Origin of the sequence: Siminovitchia fortis (assembly GCF_007681465.1) — a bacterium.
GTDB lineage: Bacteria > Bacillota > Bacilli > Bacillales > Bacillaceae_C > Siminovitchia > Siminovitchia fortis.
This window is the reverse complement of sequence record NZ_VEKZ01000032.1, coordinates 19,067-38,452: the sequence shown is the minus strand read 5'-3', so window position 1 is coordinate 38,452 and position 19,386 is coordinate 19,067. Positions and strand designations below refer to the sequence as shown.

Genomic DNA, 19,386 nt, shown 5'->3' with positions numbered 1-19,386 from the left:
AGTATGAAAGTGCTTACAAAATTAAAGGGCGAAAATTTCTGCCCACAAATACTTGACTCAAACATTCGGCCGTTATTTGTTCTTTTCTTGTAAGGGCGTTAATATATTCGATTGCCGAAATTGCCGAGCTCGATTCCATGACAGCTTTTACATCATTTCCGTATTTGTCTATATTTTCGGCAATCCTTTCTCTATGAACATATCCGGCCTCTGCCATCGCCACTGTAAAAGTTAATGAGCCTGCCTCTTCAGCATGTGGCAGCTCTACTTCAAAAAGCAAGGCTCCCAGTTTTTCGAGCTTTTTCAATGTATCCTTATATACTTCCAATATTTCTGGTTCCATCCGGTCTGTAAAATAAGTGGAAGGAATACCGATTCTCCAACCTTTTAAAGTAGTATTTTCATATGTATAGCTTGTATTCGTCATTGCTTCCATAACTAATGCCAGGTCAGCAGTATTTTTCGCAATAGGACCGGTATGGTCCATTGACCACGAAATGAGAGTGGTACCGGAATTATTGATCAGACCGTGCGTCGGCTTTAATCCGATCAGTCCGCAGCAGGAGGCGGGGATTCTGATGGAGCCTCCCGTATCTGTTCCTATGGAAGCCGCACTTAAATTGGCTGCGACTGAAACGGCAGACCCACCGCTTGATCCCCCGGAAATATAGTCTGGATTCCAAGGGTTCCTCGCAGGTCCGTAAAAAGGGTTATTGTTTGTTATTCCAAAGGCAAATTCATGCATATTCGTTTTTCCGATCATGACGGCCCCTTCGTTCTGAAGTTTTTGAATGACGGGAGCATTTTCAGTTGGAACAAAGTCGCGGTCAATGATTGATCCGCTTGTTGCCGGTATTCCTTTTACATAGATATTGTCCTTATACGACAACGGTATTCCTTCGAGCTTTCCAGCCTGTCCTATAGACCAGCGGGATTCCGCTATTTTCGCTTGGTTTAAGGCAGTTTCTTCGGTCAATTCAATAAAGGCGTTAAGCGCTTTTGCCCGCTTTGTCCTGTTAATATATTCTCTCGTGACCTCAACAGGCGAAAACTTTTTTGCCTTGTAGCCTTCAAGCATTTCCTTGATTGACATCATTTTAAAACCTCCATCTATTTTAATTGTCCGGCAGCTGAGACTATTTTATCATATTGGCGACAGTATTTATCCAAATTTCAAAAAGTTTGGTTGATTTAATATAACAAAAAATATATAATTCGTTTATAAATTGATACAAATAAACAGCCCTTGCTAAAAATTACACTGAGAATCGTTTGCAAAGGTGACGAAGGAGGGAGTTTTTATGAACAAAGTGGATGAAAGAAAAGTTCATCAATCATTCTATGATGAGATTTTTTCCGTTTTAGAACAGGAGCCTTATGCCCGGCATTTGGGAATAAAGCTGGAGACGCTAGGGGAGGGAACAGCATCTGCTGCATTGGAAGTACAAAAACATATGCTTAATTCGCACGAAACGGTGCATGGCGCTATCCTGTTTGCTTTGGCAGACTATGTATTTGCTTCGGCCAGCAATTCTTATGGGAAGACAGCCGTAGGGCTGACTACGACCATGAATTTTATGGCACCTGCACAAGAAGGAGATATATTGCGGGCTGAAGCAACAGAAGAAAAGAGGAGCAACAGGCTTGCCTGGTATAAGATTAAAGTGTTTTGTGAGGATGAACTGCTTGCGACAATGGATGCAACGGTATATCGTAAAAATGATTTTTTTGTTTCAGTAGAAGAAATGGAAAAAGGGACCGGCTTCAAGAAATGAAGCTGGTCTCCTTTTTTCCTCCCAGATAAGCGTCCCTGACGCGCGGGTCTTTCATCAGTTCTTTTGCATTTCCTTTTATGACTATTTCTCCCCGTTCTATGACACAGGCACGGTCCGCTACCTTTAAAGCCGCTTTGACATTCTGTTCGACCAGTATGATCGTTGTATTGAAATCATTCCGCAGATGATCAAGTATGTTCATGATGTCTTTCACAATCAACGGTGCCAGTCCCAATGAGGGTTCGTCCAGCATCATCAGCTTAGGGTTCGACATCAATCCGCGGGCAATGGCGAGCATCTGCTGTTCGCCGCCGCTCAACAGACCGCCGGGCCGGTTTTCCATTGTTTTTAATTTCGGGAACAGTTCATAACAGCGGTCGATGTCTTTTTGTAATGTTTTTTTACTTTCTTTCAAGCGATGATAGGCTCCAAGCATCAAGTTGTCTTTAACAGAGAGTGAGTCAAATATTTGGCGCCGTTCCGGGACCAGGCAAATACCCTTCTTAACAATCTCCTCAACTTTCTTTTTCCCGATATTTTGGCCTTCGTACATGATGTCGCCTTCTTTTTGGAGATAAACACCGGCAATGGTGCCGAGCAACGTGCTTTTTCCGGCTCCGTTGGAACCTACGATGGCAAATATTTCCCCTTTTTCAAGCTCAAATGAGATACCTTTTAAAACATGCAGATACCCGTGATACGTATGAATATTATTGACCTGCAGCATCTATATCGCCTCCTCATCATCTGTTCCCAAATAGGCAGCGATGACTTTTTCATTTTCATAGATTTCGGCAGGTGTACCTTCAGCTATTTTTTTCCCGTAATCTATTACAACAATTCGGTCGGATATGCCCATCACCGTCTCCATATCATGCTCCACAAACAGGAATGACATGCCTTCTTCTCTCATTTGCCGGATAACCTGTACGAGCTGTGCGGACTCCTGGGGGTTTAAGCCGGCCATCGGTTCATCCAGCAGGATCAATTTCGGTGAGGAAACTGCAGCTCTGGCAATTTCCAATAAACGTTGGTTTCCGTATGGGAGAACTTTGGAGTCCTCATGGGCCAGATCGGCAATTCCCACTTTTTTCAGATAATGCATGGCGATATCAAAAGCTTGCTTTTCCTCTCTCCGTACAAGCGGCAGCCGAAAACCGGAAGCTAAAAAACCAGTTTTCAAACGGCAATGCACACCGGTCATTACGTTCTCCACAACAGTCATATTTTCAAACACCTGCAGGTTTTGAAATGTCCGGGTAACTCCCGCTTTCGCGATTTGAAAAGGCTGCTTTCCCGTTATTTCCTTTCCGCTGAAATAGACTTTGCCTGATGTTGGAGGCAATACTCCCGTAATCATATTGAACAAGGTTGTTTTTCCGGCACCGTTTGGGCCGATGACTGCAACGATTTCACCGGGATTAAGGTGAAAGTCGACATCACTGACCGCTACGACCCCTCCAAACGACTTTGTAAGTCCATTCACTTCCAGCAAGGGATTGCTCATCATTTACTACCTCCTGCCGATACTTTTGGTTCATTCTTTTTCTCGATGGACGGCCGATCTTTTTTTCTGCCAAAAGGAATCAGGTTCCACAGTTTTCCCAATACCGGCGCAAGTCCCTGCGGCATATATATCAAAATGACTACAAGCAATATCCCGAAAAAGATGATCTGAAATTCTCCGCCGACACTCGGGAGAATCGCAGGGACAATATCTTTCAATCCTTCATTAAGCAGAACGTACACAATTGCGCCGATCATACCGCCCCAAATACTGGAGGAGCCGCCGATGACAACCATGATTAACAGGTTGATCGACTCCATGGCTGTAAACAGTTCCGGATTGATGAATGAGACATAATGCGCATACAGGCTTCCGGCAATGGAGGCATAAATTGCACTCAGGACAAACACCTTTAATTTATATTGCTGGATATTGACTCCGATGGAATTGGCAGCAATATCGCTTCCGTGGATGGATCTTAAAGCCCTTCCAACCCGGGAGTGGATGATGTTGCTGGAAAACAGAATGCTTAAAAGAAGGATAAGCCAAACCAAATAATAAAACTTCATATCCGTATTGAAAGAAAAGCCGAAAAGCTCAAAAGAAGGGATACCAAAAAATCCGTTTAATCCCCCTGTAAGCGATTTAAACTCTTTGAAAAAAACAAATATGATAATGCCGAACCCCAGCGTTGCCAGTGCCAAATAGTTTTCTTTGAGTTTCAAAGTAGGGATTCCGATAATGACAGCAATCGCCGAAGCAATCATAATACCTGCCAGGATGCCCAATATACTTGGCAAACCGTACGTACCTGTAACAATGGCTGCCGAATAGGCACCGATTCCATAAAACGCTGCGTGCCCCAATGATATTTGGCCTGCATACCCCATTAGCATCGTCAGGCCGGAGGTCACGATGGCATATAAACCGATCATGATCATGACACTCAGCATGAAAGAATTTGCAAAAAACGGAATGACGGCGAGAGCCGCAACCAAAATGGCTATTCCAATCAACTGCTTTTGCTGGCTATGTCTACTCATCATATGCTATACCCGCTTTCCGCTTGCTTTGGCAAATAGACCGCTTGGCTTGAAAAACAAAACCAATAATAGCAAGGCAAAAATAACAGCATCCTTGTAGCCGGAAGTCCAAAGGCCTTCGGTGAATGATTCCAAAATACCGATCATGAAAGCACCGATAATGGCTGCAGGAGCATTGGTCAGGCCGCCGATGACGGCTGCCACAAAAGCCTTTACTCCAAGCATGAGGCCCATCTCATAGGAGGCGCCTGAAATGGGAGCTATGATAATCCCGGCAACTGCTCCCAATCCGGCACTGACGGAAATCGAGAGGAAGGACATCCATTCCGGTTTGATGCCCATCAAGCGGGCCGCGTTGCGATTGACAACACAAGCCGTAACGGCTTTTCCTACAAATGTTTTATTGAAAAAGTAGAACATTGCAATCAAACTGATGACCGAAATGCCGATGGCCCACATGCTTTGGGGAAGCAAAACAGCATTCATTATATTGATTGGATCGTTTTTAGTGAACGGGGCAAGCGATTTAGGCTGGGTTCCCCAAAGCAGGATAGCCAGCCCGCGCATGGCGATGGCTACTCCGATTGTAATAATGATAAGAGTGGGCAAGGAAGAATTCCTCGCAGGATATATGGCGGTCCTCTCAAAAACTCCGCCTATCAGAATCACTATCAAAATGCTTAGAACAATTGCGACCGGCATGGGCATGTTCATAGACACAAATGTGATGGCGAACATGGCGCCAAGCATGGCAAATTCTCCTTGGGCAAAATTCAGAACGCCGGTAATATTATATGTTATGACAAAACCGATAGCGATAAGAGCATAAATGCTCCCAATCGTTAAGCCCGAGAAAACCAATTGAAGTATTTGGGTTAAGAGCTCCATCCTCTAAACTCCTTTCAGGGTGATTGCAAAGAAAATAATTATTAAGAACAAAGGCGCAAGCGCCTGTTTATCGGCGTACAGACTGGAGCGCTTCTGACGAGATAAAGGATAAGGAAAGGCGGAGAGTGCCTGCTTATCGGCGACAAGCATAAGACGAGCGCTGAAGAAGGCGTAGTTTGCCTTCAGCAGCGATTGGCTTATGACCTCGAGCCGATGGCACTCGCAGCCGGACAACACGCGCAGCGGAGCGGAGCGATGTTGACTTATCGTAGGAAGAAGCGTGAAGTCTGCTAGTCGATAGGCGCTGGAGCCGGACGTAGCACAAAAAGATAATGAATTATCAACAACCTAAGCGCTTTATAATTTCCTATACCAGGAGAAAGCAGGGAATAGAATATATTCCCTGCCATACAATCAATCTCCTTTTATCCAGCTGCCATCCTTGATTTCAATCATTGCCAGGCTGTCGGATTTAAGACCGTTATGGTCATCGGCTGACATGTTGAATACGCCGGATATTCCGACAAAGCCTTCGGTATTCTCCAATGCATCACGCAATTTTTCCTTATCAGTTCCAGCTTCCTCCAATGCACTGACCAAAATATGGACAGCATCGTAGGCATGTCCGCCAAAAGTGCTTGCCGCCTTGTTATATTTGCTTTCATAGCTTTCTTTAAACTGGTTCAGCACTTCTTTTTGTGGATCGCTGTCTTCAAGCTCATCGACTACAAGCAGTTTGCCGGCAGGGAAGATGACGCCGTTTGCTGCATCCCCGGCAAGTTCGATAAACTCTTTCGTACCGATTCCATGACTTTCAATGATCGGGATATCCAAGCCGATTTCACGTATGTTTTTAGTCACCACTGCAGATTCCTGGGCTGTTCCCCAAACGATGATCGCTTGTGGATTGGCTTTTTTAACTCTTGTAAGCATGGATTTTGCATCGTTTACAGTCGCTTCGAATTCTTCCTCAATGACAGCTTCAATTCCATATTCATCTTTTAGCTTTTCAAACTCCTCATGGCCGCTTGTACCATATGAATTCGCAACACCGAGCCACGCGACTTTATTTAATTTTTCCTCTTCCAAATATTCCAATAATTTCGGGACAACTACGTCATCACCTTGCGCAGTCTTATAAGTCCAGTCACGCGGTGAGTTGTCGTCAGGCTTATTTACCTGTTTGCTCGCAGCAAGAGAAATATATGGCACCTGTGCTTTTTCAGCAAGAGGAATCATCGCCAGGCTGTTACCGCTGATCGTTCCGCCGATGATCGCTGTAACTTTTTCCTGTTCAATCAACTTTTTCATACCCAAAACGGCTTCGTTTTGGTCAGATTTGGAATCTATGGAGATGAGTTTGATTTTCTTTCCGTCGACTCCACCTTTCTCATTCACTTCATCTATGATCATTTTGATCGTTTCTTCTTCCGGTTTCCCAAGTGGAGCAGCACTGCCTGATGCGTCTATGATGCTGCCAATTTTAATTTCTCCGGACTGATCCCCGCTGTCGGAGTTTCCGCCAGAAGCTTCCTCTTTATTTCCGCATGCCGCCAGTGCAGCTGCCAAAACAAATGTCAGCAGGCCAAAAAGCCATTTTTTCATATTCTTCATATACTTTCCCCCCTCGAGCACAGTAAAATAAGTGTGAAGATTTCATGGTTTTTCACATTTCCTTAGTTATTTATGCAGATAGGCAAGCTTGTCTTTGTTTAAATCACCTCCTTAAAACTGATTTATTACAAAAGAAAAACGGATGGCAAGAAAGCCCTTACAACTTGAGACAAAGATACCATAATAAAAAAATGTTGTAAACATAAAATTTGAAAAATTGCAAGTATATGACAAATCTGAAGTTAAATAAAGAGGATTCTTGGATATAGGAAATAAAAAATATAAAAGAATGATTATAAACACATCAAATTTTCCGAAAAAATGGTTGACTTTTTTTAGGCAAAAGATTAAATTACAAATATAACATATATACTTGGAATCGACTCATCTTTGTTACATTAAAGCTGAAAAGAAATACAAATGGAGGTAGATTCAATGATTTATAACCCTGAAATGGAAACGCTGTCAATTACAGAGAAGGAAGAGCTGCAATTTGTACGATTACAGGAAACATTGAACAGGGTTTATAACAAGGTGAAATTTTATAAAGAGAAGTTTGATCAAAATGGAATAAAAATAGATGATATTAAAAGTATAGGGGACATATCGAAGCTGCCTTTTACAAAGAAGCAGGACTTGAGGGATCATTATCCTTTTGGATTGTTTGCAGAACCGATAGAAAATATTGTCCGTCTGCACGGATCATCCGGGACGAGCGGAAAGCCAACAGTCGTAGGTTATACAAAAAACGATATCAGCGTTTGGTCTGAGCTGATTGCAAGAGCTATAGCGGCAGCGGGCGGAAGCAAAGGCGACATATTTCATAATGCATATGGATATGGGCTGTTTACCGGGGGTTTGGGGCTACACTACGGCGCTGAGCAATTGGGAGCTGCGGTAGTGCCCATTTCCGGCGGAAATACAGAAAGGCAGATTTTGGCCATTCAAGACTTTAAGCCAAAGGGACTTGGATGTACGCCCTCCTATGCCTTAAACATTGCTGAAAAAATGGAGGATATGGGCCTTGATTCAAGGGATAACAGCCTGAAGTATGGAATTTTCGGGGCGGAACCATGGTCGGAAGAAATGCGCGCAACGATTGAAGATATGCTCGGAATCAAAGCGGTCGATATTTACGGTTTAAGCGAAATTATGGGACCAGGAGTATCGATCGAATGCCATGTAGCACAGGATGGCCTTCATATTGCCGACGACCACTTTCTTGTAGAAGTGATAGATCCTGAAACTCTCGAGCCGGTGGAAGACGGAAAGGACGGAGAACTTGTTTTTACAACCCTTACCAAGGAAGCGCTGCCATTAATCAGATACCGTACAGGAGATATTGCTTCCATCACACGCGAAAAATGTGAATGCGGAAGGACAACGGCAAGGATGTCCAGGGTGAAGGGAAGGACTGATGACATGATCATCATTCGTGGAGTGAATGTATTCCCTTCCGAAATGGAGCGAGTACTCTTGCAAATCGAAGGCTTGGCTCCCCATTATCAAATCAAACTGGTGAAAGACGGCCCGATGGACTGTGCAGAGCTGCATGTTGAAATAAGTGATGAACTATACTCCGGAATAAATGGAGATCTTAAGTCTGAACAAGTGCAGATGCTTGAAAGGAAAATAAAGCAAGAAATTAAATCGACCTGCCTCGTTTCGGTAAAAACGATGATCGGGACGCCTAAGAGTATTCCAAGGTCGGAAGGCAAAGCGATAAGAATCGTTGACTTGAGAAAATCAGGGCCGGTAATGCTTTCTTAATCCGATGCCAAAAAGGAGTGCTTTAAAATATAAATGGATAATAAAACATTTGATATAACGATTATCGGAGGCGGGCCTGCCGGAATGTTCACTGCTTTTTATGCAGGCCTAAGACAGATGTCAGTCAAAATTGTCGAGAGCCTGCCCCAACTGGGCGGGCAGCTCACGGCTTTATATCCTGAAAAGTATATCTATGATGTAGCCGGATTTCCAAAGGTCCGTGCACAGGAGCTGGTCGACAACTTAACGAATCAGATGCAAATGTTTGAGCAGGAAATATGTCTGGAGGAATCAGTAGAATCTTTAGTAAAGGCAAACGACGGTACCTTCATATTGACTACGGATAAAGGAAGGCATTTTTCACGCACTGTCATTATCACTGCAGGAAACGGGGCTTTCCAGCCTAGAAAGCTCCCATTGGAAAAAGCGGCGAAGTACGAACAAGAGAACCTTCATTATTTCGTGGATGACATGGCAAAGTTTTCAGGAAAGCGAGTCCTTGTTTTCGGCGGCGGCGATTCGGCAGTGGATTGGTCGCTTATGCTTGAGCCGATTGCCAGACAAGTGAATATAGCACATCGTAGGGATAAATTCAGAGCACATGAACACAGCACTGAATTACTTCACCAATCCTCTGTCAATATTTTTACACCTTATGTGCCGTTGGATCTGATAGGCGACCGGCAGATTGAGCAGGTCATTTTACAGCACGTCAAAACAAAAGAGGAAATTTCAATCGATGTGGATGACGTTTTATGTAATTACGGATTTGTCGCTTCTCTGGGACCTATCAAAGACTGGGGGCTGGAAATCGAAAAGAATTCAATTGTAGTTGACTCAAAGATGGAAACCAATATCAAAGGTGTATATGCCGTGGGCGATATCAATACGTATGAAGGCAAAGTCAAATTGATTGCCACCGGATTCGGAGAAGCCCCGATTGCAGTCAGCAATGCGAAAGTTTCAATTGATCCGTCATCAAGGGTCCAGCCGATTCACAGTACAACAGTCATGGAAAACAAAAAGGTGAATGTTTAATATAAAAAGGAGGATGCCGATTATGCCGAAATATACTATCGTCGATCAGGATACATGTATTGCCTGCGGTTCTTGCGGAGCTTGCGCACCCGATATTTTTGATTATGATGAAGAAGGCCTGTCATATGTGATCCTGGATGATAATACGGGTACGGAGCAGGTGCCGGAGGAATTGTACGACGATTTGGAAGATGCCTGCGACGGATGTCCGACAGATTCAATTAAAGTTGCGGATGAGCCGTTTGAAGGCCAGGTCGAAAAAGCGGGATAAAATAAGTCTTTTCATCATATTTCAAGGGGAGAACGATTGATTTTAATATAACAATAACATACAATAACGTTAAAACCTTGTTATATAAACTGGGAGGTTATATATATGGCGGGCTTGATGTATGCCGAAGAAGCTGTGGAAGCAGAAAAATTGCAAAATTTTATCGAAAGAATCGAAGCGGGAGATAAAATTGAAGCTGATGACTGGATGCCCGAAGAATATCGGATAGCCCTGATCAGATTGATTTCCATGCACGGAATCAGCGAAATTATGGGAGCGCTCCCCGAAAAGGAATGGGTGCCAAAAGCGCCGTCGTTAAGAAGAAAACTTGGAATTATGGCAAAGGTTCAGGACGAAATGGGGCATGGCCAATTATTATTGAGGGTAGCCGAAGATCTATTGAAGCCATATGGAAAAAACAGGGATGACTTGATGCAAGATCTTTTTAAAGGAGATTTGAAGTTTCATAATGTGTTTCATATGAAAACGGTAACATGGGCCGATGCAGGTTTGATTGGCTGGCTGGTGGATGGAGCGGCCATCATTACGCAGACAAACATGCTCGGAGCATCATACGGGCCATATGCCAGGGCTCTTCAGCGCATTTGTGCAGAGGAAGTATTCCATGCCCAGCATGGTGAAGCGATTATCATGGCGCTTGCTGAAGGAACCGAAGAGCAAAAGCAAATGATCCAGGATGCCCTCAACCGCTGGTGGGATGCATTATTGATGTTTTTTGGCCCAGCAAGCAGCGATACGACAGGGCAATCCAAGCAGGACGTTACCATCAAGTACAAAATCAGGACAAAAACGAATGAGCAATTCAGGCAGGAATTTTTCAACAAGTACGTTCCCCGGATTCTTTCACTGGGATTAACCATTCCGGATCCAACGCTTAAATACAATGAAGAGGAAGAAAGATGGGAATACAGGCAGCCGGACTGGAATGAATTCAAAAAGATCATCAAAAATGAAGGGCCCAGATCCCAGGCACGCTTGAATTTAAGAAGAGTCTCTTATGAAAATAACGCATGGGTGCGGAAAGCGCTCAGCCAAGCATAGGGAGGAAAAGTCATGACTGCCGGAAACACGTTCTATCATGAGTATGAAGTTTTCAGCAAACGCACCGCAACATCACCAATCCAGCATCAATTCTGCCTGTTGGCGCCAAATGAAGAAATAGCATTGGTCATGGCGCAGGAGAATTTTATGCGGAGAGAACCCGTAGCGGATATATGGGTCGTAAAGCGGGATCATATCCGCACTTTGGATCCGGAAGAAAAAAGAAGCGTTGCCCGTTTGGATAATAAGGATTACCGTACAGCCAAAGGCTACGGCTATCTGAAAAAGAAATGGCGGCAATACGAACAGAAAATGCTCGATGAAAAAGAAATTCTTTCATGGGGAGGGGACGGATAGAAATGACAGATGTTAAAACCGATGTGAAATTCAAAGAGGCTGTCGCAGATTTGTTATTCCAATTGGCAGATGATGATTTTCTGATTTCGTTTCGAGGCTCCGAGTGGCTCGGATTGGCACCTCATATCGAGGAAGATGTGGCGTTCTCCTCCATCAGCCAGGACACTATGGGTCATGCAACCATGTTTTACAGTTTACTGGAGGATCTGGGTTATGGCACAGCGGATGAGCTGGCGCATTTGCGCCCTTCCAAGGAACGCAGAAACAGCATTCTTGCGGAAAGGCCGAATGGTGAAGGTTATTATATGGAAACGCCCAAGTATGATTGGGCTTACGCCGTAGTAAGAAACTATTTTTATACCACTGCAAAGAAAGTGAAAATAGATTCATTGAAAAACAGTTCATATAAGCCTGCGGCTGAAATGGCAGCAAGGGTGAACTTGGAGCTCTTTTACCATTCGCTTCATTGGAAAACTTGGTTTGTACAGCTCTTGAGCTCCTCCGACGAGGCAATCGAGAGAATGAAAAATGCAATCGATGAAGTTGTCAAAGACTTTGGAGATATGTTTGCGTTTGGAAAATTGACGAAAGACATTTACGACTATGGTTTGATTGAAGAAGGTACAGTTCTGAAGAAAAGATGGTTTGCCGAGCTGGAAAAGGCATACACATCCCTTGATTTGGAGCTTCCTGAAATCCCTGAAAAACCGAAAATGAACGGGCGGATCGGGGAGCATTCGAACGACTTGGATTCAGCTCTTGAAACCCTTTCGGAGGTGTACCGTCTGGATACTGCCGCTTCATGGTAATATGCAAGAGGAGTGATCAATGATGAAGACAGCCATGCCCCTTTCCAAACATGCCATATTGGAAATCTTGGATACTGTCAAAGATCCAGAGATTGATACAGTCAGCGTAATTGATTTGGGAATGATCGAAAATATCCATATAAATGACAGGAAGGTGACAGTGGACGTACTGCCGACATTCCTTGGGTGTCCGGCTTTGGAAATTATCGAAAGGAATATCGTAAAAGCCATTGAGGCTTCTACCCCGGCAGAAACAGCGAAAGTCCGGTTCGTTTATGATCCGCCATGGACATCTGACCGAATTACACCAAAAGGCCACGAAGGCCTGAGAAAATTCGGAATTGCACCTCCGCCCCGGCATATGGAAGAAGATGGCACTTGGCATGTTGACTGTCCGTACTGCGGGTCAACTTATGTGACGATGGAAAATATTTTTGGTCCGACAGCCTGCAGAAGCATCTTATACTGCAAATCTTGCAAAAATCCATTCGAAGCGATGAAACCGATTTCGAACATTTGAATAATGGTTTAGACACTGTACGAATAGAGGATGACAAGTTTTCTATTCGTACTTTTTTACAGGGAGGAAAACGAATGATTCAAAACATTACGGTGGCCGGTTCCGGCGTTATGGGAAGAGGCATAGCATATGTGGCGGCAGCTGCCGGCCACTCAGTCAGCCTCACTGATGTAAGCGGGAAAGCCCTTCTTAACGCTAAAGAAGAAATAATGAACATTGCAGAGAAAGGATTGGCTATAGGGAAGCTGACGAAGGAAAGCTTTTCACATTTAAAAGATCATTTAGTGTACAAGACAGACTTGAAAGAGGCGGCTTCTCATGCGGATCTGATCATTGAAGCTGTTCCGGAAAAAGCCGAGATAAAGAAACAGGTATTTGAAGTGATGGAGAATTGCGCACCGGGACACTGCCTGTTTGCGACAAATACATCAACGATGAGTCCAACAGAAATCGCCTCTTATGCAAGACGGCCTGACAAAACAATCGCCATGCACTTTTTCAACCCGGTCCATAAAATGCCTTTGGTCGAAATCGTCAAGGGATTGGAAACGAGTGAAGAAACTGTAGAAGCGATTAAAAATACCGCAGAAAAGATGGGAAAACAAACTGTTGTCATTAATGAGTTCCCGGGTTTTGTCACAAGCAGAATCAGTGCCCTCGTAGGGAATGAAGCGTTCTACATGCTTCAGGAAGGCCTTGGCACGCCGGAGGATATCGATAAGGCGATAAAGCTGGGCTTGAATTACCCGATGGGTCCTTTTGAACTGGCTGATCTTGTAGGATTGGATGCACGCCTGAACAACCTGAAATACCTTCATGAAAAACTCGGTGAAAAATACAGGCCGGCACCGCTGCTTGAGCAATATGTAAAAGCCGGCAGATTAGGGCGGAAAACCGGAAAAGGCGTATATGACTACAAATAATGAAAAGAGTTGATAGAAAAATGAGGGAAGTTGTGATAGTAGATGCTGTCAGGACACCGTTTGGCAGGTATAAAGGGGCATTGAAAAACATCCGGCCGGATGATTTGGGCGCTATCGTCATCGAAGCCTTGATCAATCGCAACACTAAACTTCCGAAAGAGGAAATCGAGGAGGTTGTTCTGGGAAATGCAAACCAGGCAGGGGAAGACAACAGAAACGTTGCCAGGATGTCCGCATTATTGGCCGGGCTTCCCTTAAATGTTGCGGGAACGACTGTCAACAGGCTATGCGGCTCGGGACTGGATGCGGTGATATATGCTGCAAGGGCTATTGCCGTTGGTGACGGGGACATTTTCATCGCCGGCGGAACGGAGAGCATGACAAGGGCACCGCTTGTCATGGCCAAGCCTGATAAAGAGTTTCCGCGCGGTTCAATGGAACTTCAAGATACGACTATCGGGTGGCGTTTTACCAATCCAAAGCTGAAGGAAATGTACGGGGCGGACACCATGCCGGAAACGGCGGAAAATGTTGCTAAACGATTTGGCATTTCCAGAGAAGAGCAAGACGAGTTTGCTTTGGAAAGCCAAATGAAAGCTAAAAGGGCGTTGGAAGAAAACCTTTTTAAGGAAGAGATAGTTCCCGTCGTTTATACGGACAGAAAAGGGAATGAAATCATTGTGGATCGTGACGAACATCCTCGTCCGGATACTACATTTGAGAAACTATCCAAATTAAAGCCTATTTTTCCAGGGGGAACAGTCACTGCAGGAAATGCTTCCGGCGTGAATGACGGAGCGGCGGCCCTTTTGTTAATGAGCAAAGAAAAGGCGGAAGAGTTAGGATTAAAGCCCCTTGTGACGTATAAAGTTGGGGCCGTAGCAGGCCTTGAACCGGCTGTCATGGGGCTTGGGCCGATCTACTCGAGTAAAAAGGCCCTGGAGCGGGCAGGATTAAGTGTGGATGATATGGATTTGGTGGAGCTTAATGAAGCTTTCGCTTCTCAGTCTTTGCAGTGCATGAAAGAGCTTGGCCTGGACAAGGAGAAGGTAAATGTAAATGGAGGCGCCATTGCTTTTGGGCATCCTCTTGGTGCCAGCGGGGCGAGAATTTTAACAACCTTGATTTACGAAATGAAAAGGCGGGATTCAAAGTACGGTCTTGCAACAATGTGTATCGGGGTTGGACAGGGAATTTCAGTCATCGTTGAAAATAAAGTTTAATTTAAAAAAGTTTAGGCAGCAGACATCCAGAACCTGTTTTGCTTATTCATTATTGTTAGGAATGTTATAATTCAGATAAAAAGAAGAGAGTGACGGATGTATGGGCCTTAACACACAATCGATGATCTTTACAATATATGGTGATTATATTCGCCATTATGGAAACAAAATTTGGATCGGCAGCCTGATTCGGCTGCTGAAAGAGTTCGGCCATAATGAACAGGCTGTTCGGGTGGCTGTATCAAGGATGGTCAAGCAGGGGTGGCTGCAATCGGAGAGGCAGGGAAATAAAAGCTTCTACTTTTTAACACCGCGCGGTGTCAGTCGTATAGATGAAGCGGGCCGGAGAATATTTAAGCTGGACCCCCATGAATGGGATGGAAAATGGAGAATGCTTATGTATTCAATCCCGGAAGAAAAAAGACAAATCAGGGATGACTTGAGGAAAGAACTGCTTTGGAGCGGCTTTGGGAGCTTCACGCACAGCTGCTGGATTTCTCCCAATAATTTGGAGAAAGAAGTGGAATGGCTGATTGAAAAATATGAAATCCAGGAATTTGTGGATTTTTTCACATCTGAATATATCGGACCGAAAGATAATGCCGAATTAGTCAAGAAAAGCTGGCCATTGGAAGAAATTGAAGAAAAATATGAGGAATTTGTTTCAGTGTATGGCAAACAATTCATTATCCATCAAAGCTTGCTCAATGAAGGAAAAATGAGTGATGCCGACTGCTTTGTCGAAAGAACCAAACTGGTGCATGAATACCGGAAGTTCCTATTTGTAGATCCGGGATTACCAAAGGAATTGCTGCCGCCGATGTGGAGCGGCAACCATGCGGCATTGCTTTTCAGGCAATATTATCAGCTGCTGGCAAAACCGGCGAGCGATTTTTTCGAAGCTGTATTTGAAAAGGGGAATGACTTGCGGAAAAAAGATGAGGCTTATGACGCGAATGACCATCCCTATATTGTCAAATGAAATGGCCTGCCTTCTGAAAACGCGGAGGCAGGCAAAGATGTATTACTTAACTCTTGGCCAGTATTGAGTTATACTCTTTTCCTTTTTGAACATATGTATCTATGGATAATTGAATCAGTTCAAAATCTTTTTCATTCAATTCGCGGACGACTTTTCCAGGAGAACCGATGACAAGTGATCTCGGCGGTATTTTCTTCCCCGAAGGGATTAATGTGTTTGCTCCAATAATGCATTCTTCCCCTATTTCTACATGATCCAAAATAGTGGAGCCCATACCGATAATGGAGCGCTTTCCAATTTTACATCCATGTAAAATAACATTGTGCCCGACAGTGACCTCGTCTTCAATGATGACAGGATATCCTTCATACATATGGATGGTCGAATTATCTTGAATACTGCATCTTTGGCCGACTTTTACAGGACCTTCATCTCCGCGCAGGACCGCATTAAACCAGATGGTCGATTCCATTCCTACTGTGACATCACCGATCAAATAGGCTCCCGGGGCGACAAATACAGATGGATGAACTTCTGGAGCCGTTTGGTTATACGTTATTTTCATTACGCAACCTCCATTGAAATAATATTAAAAATTTATCGTCTCTTTTACTATAACATTTTTTCAAGGATGGTGAAAAATTTGAAACATGCATGTGAATTATTGGGCATCAAGTATCCGATTATCCAAGGCGGCATGGGCAATATTAGCAACGCCCAATTAACTTCAGCCGTCTCGGAGGCCGGCGGGTTGGGAACAGTGGGAGCGGGCACAATGCCGCCGGATGAGGTAGAGAAAATTATTATCGATATAAAGGGCAGGTCGCAGAAGCCTTTCTCATTGAATATCCCAATTTCTGTCACGGAGTATACAGACGAATTGATCGAAATGGCAATCAGGCATAAGGTTGCCGCAGTTTCTTTATCTGCCGGAAACCCCGCTCCATTCATCCCTGTTTTACAAAAAAACGGCATTAAGGCGATCGTGATTGCTGCATCTGTCAGGCATGCGGTAAAAGCGGAGGAAGCCGGGGCTGATCTGATTGTTGCCGAAGGTTTTGAAGCTGCCGGAATCAATTCCAGCCTGGAATTGACAACTTTTTCGCTTATTCCCCAAATTGTCGATAAGGTTAAAATCCCTGTTTTTGCGGCAGGAGGCATTGCAGATGGGAGGGGGCTGGCCGCTGCCCTCATGCTTGGAGCGAGCGGTGTCCAGATGGGAACAAGGTTTATCGCTGTAAAGGAAGCGCCGTTCCATGAGGAATATAAGCAGAAGGTTCTTAATTCCGACGATCTGGGCACAGTCATTCTGGGCCGTTCTTTTGGAAGAGTCAGAAGGGTACTAAAAGGAGAGTACGCTGCTTCATTAATTGCTGCGGAGAAAAAAGGCATGACAGCAGAGGAATTTTTGGAAAAGACCTCTGAGCCGTTTCATATTAAAGGAGCTCTGCATGGAGATTTTGAGAGAGGCTATGTAAATGGAGGACAGGCAGCCGGGCTGATTCAGCATATTCCATCTGTCAAGCAGCTGCTTGAAGAAATGATGGATCAATCCCGGAATCAAATAAAACAAGTGTATGATCAATTCCAGTAATGGTGAACTGATAGGAGCGCCCGGCCGATGATTGCCGGGCGTATTTTTTTAAAAGGAAAGTATAAATTTTTCATGGGTATTCATATAAAAGTATTGTTGCTTTGTCCAGTTCAAGCGCCCAGCGACTAGTAAACTTCGCACTTTTTCTTACGCAATTTCGCTTGGGTTAATTTGCATGAAGGGTGGCAAACATTTAATATAGTAATTGAAATATGGAAGGGGGAACGAAGATGAGTATACATATAAATGCGCCTGAATCTGCCATCGCGGAGACTGTTCTACTGCCGGGTGACCCGCTGCGAGCCAAATACATTGCCGAAACTTTTTTGGAAAATGCAAGATGCTATAACACTGTTCGAAATATGCTTGGATATACAGGAGAATACAAGGGCAAAAGAATTTCCGTCCAGGGGACCGGAATGGGTGTGCCGTCTATTTCCATCTATATTAATGAACTTATGGAAAGCTACCATGTACAAAATTTGATCCGCGTTGGAACTTGCGGTGCGATTCAAAAAGGTGTTAAGGTAAGGGATGTCATTCTTGCGATGTCCGCCTCAACCGATTCCCAGATGAACCGATTGACATTTAACGGCATTGATTATGCGCCAACTGCATCGTTTGACCTTCTGAAAAGAGCATATGATGAAGGTGTGAATAAGGGGCTGCATTTAAAGGTAGGGAATGTTTTTACGGCAGACATGTTTTATAATGATAATGCCGAGCATGAGAAGTGGGCACAATACGGCATTTTGGCGCTTGAAATGGAGACTGCTGCACTTTATACATTGGCAGCAAAGTTCGGCCGCAATGCCCTGTCCATTTTGACGGTGAGCGACCATATATTGACTGGTGAACTGACGACAGCAGAAGAACGCCAGACAACCTTCAATGATATGATCGAAGTAGCTTTGGAATCTGCGATTAAAAGTCCGGAATAGAATTTTTTGAAAGTGAATTGGAGTCGTGGGATTTTTTATGAAAAAACTGATAGGTATCATCATGATTGTACTCTTGCTTTCCGGTTGCCAGTGGAATCAATTCACGGGTGAAAGCAAGCAAAAACAAAAGCCGGACGACGTTTCTGAAAAGACTCAATCAAATGAGGAAGAGGGCTTGGCCTTGGAATCCGCCTACTTCAATGAAGTGGTGGAAGTGGATGGCAGAAAAGAAATTGTGAATGCAAGCAATGTACTGGCCTTGGTCAATAAAACCTATGCATTGCCGAGTGACTACGCACCTGATGATTTGGTCCGGCCAAAAGTAGCTTTTTCCTTTGGGGAACAGGATATTGAAAAAAGTTATTTAAGGAAGGAAGCTGCTGAAGCGCTGGAAAAAATGTTTGAAGCAGCCGAGAAAGATGGAATTCAACTGTATGCTTCCTCCGGATATCGTTCATATGCCAGACAAGAAGGGGTTTTCCAGGTAGAAGCTGCAAGATCTGGAGAGAAAAAGGCCGCCCAGGCGGTTGCTGTCCCGGGATACAGTGAACACCAGACAGGCCTTGCTATGGATATTACAAGCGAGTCTGTACAATACCTTTTGGTTGAAGAGTTTGAACAAAAACCCGAAGGCAAGTGGTTAAGGGACAATGCCCATCGTTTTGGATACATTTTACGTTACCCGAAAGGCAAAGAAGAGGTAACGGAATATCAGTATGAACCATGGCATTTCAGATATGTAGGAGTAAAAGCTGCAAAAATCATCTATCAGCACAATTGGACATTGGAAGAATATTTCGAGCATGCATCAAAAATTTAATGGCTTTGCCTTTTACTGGGCAAAGTCTTTTTATAGTTAAAGCATAAAATGTTACCGAATTTTCTCTTCAAACAAAGATTATATAATGTCCAGCTCCAGGCGCTTCTTACTGAGTAAGAAAGTATAAGATGTTTTATCTTTAAAATTTTGAACAAAGCCTTTTGTTATCTAGCTCCAGCCCTATCGACTAGCAGACTTCGCACCTCTAGTCTGTACGTCGATGGGCGAGGCGCTTGCGCTTTTCTAATT

General features: G+C 44.1%; 21 protein-coding genes. 14 read left to right on the top strand and 7 right to left on the bottom strand.

The window, feature by feature from the left end; translation table 11 throughout:
• Positions 1-13: 13 nt before the first annotated feature.
• Complete coding sequence (locus FS666_RS11485) at positions 14-1,096, bottom strand: amidase (RefSeq protein WP_144462269.1); 1,083 nt, start codon at positions 1,094-1,096, stop codon at positions 14-16.
• A 205-nt stretch (positions 1,097-1,301) separates the two neighbouring features.
• On the opposite strand from FS666_RS11485, the gene FS666_RS11480 reads away from it, so the two are divergent.
• Positions 1,302-1,775 (top strand): hotdog fold thioesterase, encoded by a 474-nt coding sequence (locus tag FS666_RS11480; RefSeq protein WP_120072957.1) that lies wholly within the window; start codon positions 1,302-1,304, stop codon positions 1,773-1,775.
• On the opposite strand, the gene FS666_RS11475 is transcribed toward FS666_RS11480, so the two are convergent.
• The 5 genes from FS666_RS11475 to FS666_RS11455 all read right to left on the bottom strand — a co-directional run bounded on the left by FS666_RS11475 (position 1,765) and on the right by FS666_RS11455 (position 6,818).
• Positions 1,765-2,502 carry an ABC transporter ATP-binding protein gene (locus FS666_RS11475; RefSeq protein ID WP_144462267.1) on the bottom strand — a complete coding sequence of 246 codons (738 nt, stop codon included), beginning with the start codon at positions 2,500-2,502 and terminating at the stop codon, positions 1,765-1,767. The two genes, FS666_RS11480 and FS666_RS11475, sit on opposite strands and share 11 nt — an antisense overlap.
• A complete protein-coding gene (locus FS666_RS11470) occupies positions 2,503-3,282 on the bottom strand; it encodes an ABC transporter ATP-binding protein (RefSeq protein ID WP_186306543.1) in 780 nt (259 codons plus the stop codon).
• On the bottom strand, positions 3,282-4,328 hold the full coding sequence (locus FS666_RS11465) for a branched-chain amino acid ABC transporter permease (RefSeq protein ID WP_144462263.1): 1,047 nt from the start codon (positions 4,326-4,328) through the stop codon (positions 3,282-3,284). Before FS666_RS11465 ends, FS666_RS11470 begins: the two co-directional genes overlap by 1 nt.
• Before the next feature lie 3 nt (positions 4,329-4,331).
• Positions 4,332-5,213 carry a branched-chain amino acid ABC transporter permease gene (locus FS666_RS11460; protein ID WP_120072947.1) on the bottom strand — a complete coding sequence of 294 codons (882 nt, stop codon included), beginning with the start codon at positions 5,211-5,213 and terminating at the stop codon, positions 4,332-4,334.
• 414 nt (positions 5,214-5,627) lie between these two features.
• Positions 5,628-6,818 (bottom strand): ABC transporter substrate-binding protein, encoded by a 1,191-nt coding sequence (locus tag FS666_RS11455; RefSeq protein WP_144462277.1) that lies wholly within the window; start codon positions 6,816-6,818, stop codon positions 5,628-5,630.
• Between the two features lie 444 nt (positions 6,819-7,262).
• Here FS666_RS11455 and FS666_RS11450 point away from each other — a divergent pair, with 444 nt between their 5' ends.
• The 10 genes from FS666_RS11450 to paaX all read left to right on the top strand — a co-directional run bounded on the left by FS666_RS11450 (position 7,263) and on the right by paaX (position 15,782).
• Entirely contained in the window at positions 7,263-8,597 is a 1,335-nt protein-coding gene (locus FS666_RS11450; RefSeq protein WP_144462261.1) for a phenylacetate--CoA ligase family protein, read from the top strand.
• Positions 8,598-8,630: 33 nt separating this feature from the next.
• Positions 8,631-9,635, top strand: a complete 1,005-nt coding sequence (locus tag FS666_RS11445) for an NAD(P)/FAD-dependent oxidoreductase (RefSeq protein ID WP_144462259.1) — start codon at positions 8,631-8,633, stop codon at positions 9,633-9,635.
• 22 nt (positions 9,636-9,657) lie between these two features.
• Positions 9,658-9,906: a ferredoxin gene (locus FS666_RS11440; protein ID WP_120072941.1), complete on the top strand. Its 249-nt coding sequence runs from the start codon at positions 9,658-9,660 to the stop codon at positions 9,904-9,906.
• A gap of 105 nt (positions 9,907-10,011) precedes the next feature.
• Positions 10,012-10,968, top strand: coding sequence for a 1,2-phenylacetyl-CoA epoxidase subunit PaaA (paaA, locus tag FS666_RS11435; RefSeq protein WP_144462257.1), 957 nt, complete (start codon positions 10,012-10,014; stop codon positions 10,966-10,968).
• A gap of 12 nt (positions 10,969-10,980) precedes the next feature.
• Positions 10,981-11,325, top strand: a complete 345-nt coding sequence (paaB, locus tag FS666_RS11430; RefSeq protein ID WP_120072937.1) for a 1,2-phenylacetyl-CoA epoxidase subunit PaaB — start codon at positions 10,981-10,983, stop codon at positions 11,323-11,325.
• 2 nt (positions 11,326-11,327) lie between these two features.
• The gene (gene paaC / locus FS666_RS11425; RefSeq protein ID WP_144462255.1) at positions 11,328-12,134 is read left to right on the top strand and encodes a 1,2-phenylacetyl-CoA epoxidase subunit PaaC; all 807 of its coding nucleotides are present in this window, start codon (positions 11,328-11,330) and stop codon (positions 12,132-12,134) included.
• A 22-nt stretch (positions 12,135-12,156) separates the two neighbouring features.
• Entirely contained in the window at positions 12,157-12,654 is a 498-nt protein-coding gene (gene paaD, locus FS666_RS11420; RefSeq protein ID WP_144462275.1) for a 1,2-phenylacetyl-CoA epoxidase subunit PaaD, read from the top strand.
• A 74-nt stretch (positions 12,655-12,728) separates the two neighbouring features.
• On the top strand, positions 12,729-13,577 hold the full coding sequence (locus tag FS666_RS11415; RefSeq protein WP_144462253.1) for a 3-hydroxyacyl-CoA dehydrogenase: 849 nt from the start codon (positions 12,729-12,731) through the stop codon (positions 13,575-13,577).
• Positions 13,578-13,597: 20 nt separating this feature from the next.
• Positions 13,598-14,800 (top strand): thiolase family protein, encoded by a 1,203-nt coding sequence (locus FS666_RS11410; protein ID WP_144462251.1) that lies wholly within the window; start codon positions 13,598-13,600, stop codon positions 14,798-14,800.
• Between the two features lie 100 nt (positions 14,801-14,900).
• Positions 14,901-15,782, top strand: coding sequence for a phenylacetic acid degradation operon negative regulatory protein PaaX (gene paaX, locus FS666_RS11405; protein WP_120072928.1), 882 nt, complete (start codon positions 14,901-14,903; stop codon positions 15,780-15,782).
• A 46-nt stretch (positions 15,783-15,828) separates the two neighbouring features.
• Here paaX and FS666_RS11400 read toward each other — a convergent pair whose 3' ends face one another.
• On the bottom strand, positions 15,829-16,347 hold the full coding sequence (locus FS666_RS11400; protein ID WP_120075995.1) for a gamma carbonic anhydrase family protein: 519 nt from the start codon (positions 16,345-16,347) through the stop codon (positions 15,829-15,831).
• Positions 16,348-16,425: 78 nt separating this feature from the next.
• Here FS666_RS11400 and FS666_RS11395 point away from each other — a divergent pair, with 78 nt between their 5' ends.
• The 3 genes from FS666_RS11395 to FS666_RS11385 all read left to right on the top strand — a co-directional run bounded on the left by FS666_RS11395 (position 16,426) and on the right by FS666_RS11385 (position 19,137).
• Positions 16,426-17,376 (top strand): NAD(P)H-dependent flavin oxidoreductase, encoded by a 951-nt coding sequence (locus FS666_RS11395; RefSeq protein ID WP_235870429.1) that lies wholly within the window; start codon positions 16,426-16,428, stop codon positions 17,374-17,376.
• A gap of 230 nt (positions 17,377-17,606) precedes the next feature.
• Positions 17,607-18,317, top strand: a complete 711-nt coding sequence (gene deoD / locus FS666_RS11390) for a purine-nucleoside phosphorylase (protein ID WP_144462249.1) — start codon at positions 17,607-17,609, stop codon at positions 18,315-18,317.
• Positions 18,318-18,354: 37 nt separating this feature from the next.
• Entirely contained in the window at positions 18,355-19,137 is a 783-nt protein-coding gene (locus tag FS666_RS11385; protein ID WP_120075903.1) for a M15 family metallopeptidase, read from the top strand.
• The last annotated feature ends 249 nt before the right edge of the window (positions 19,138-19,386 follow it).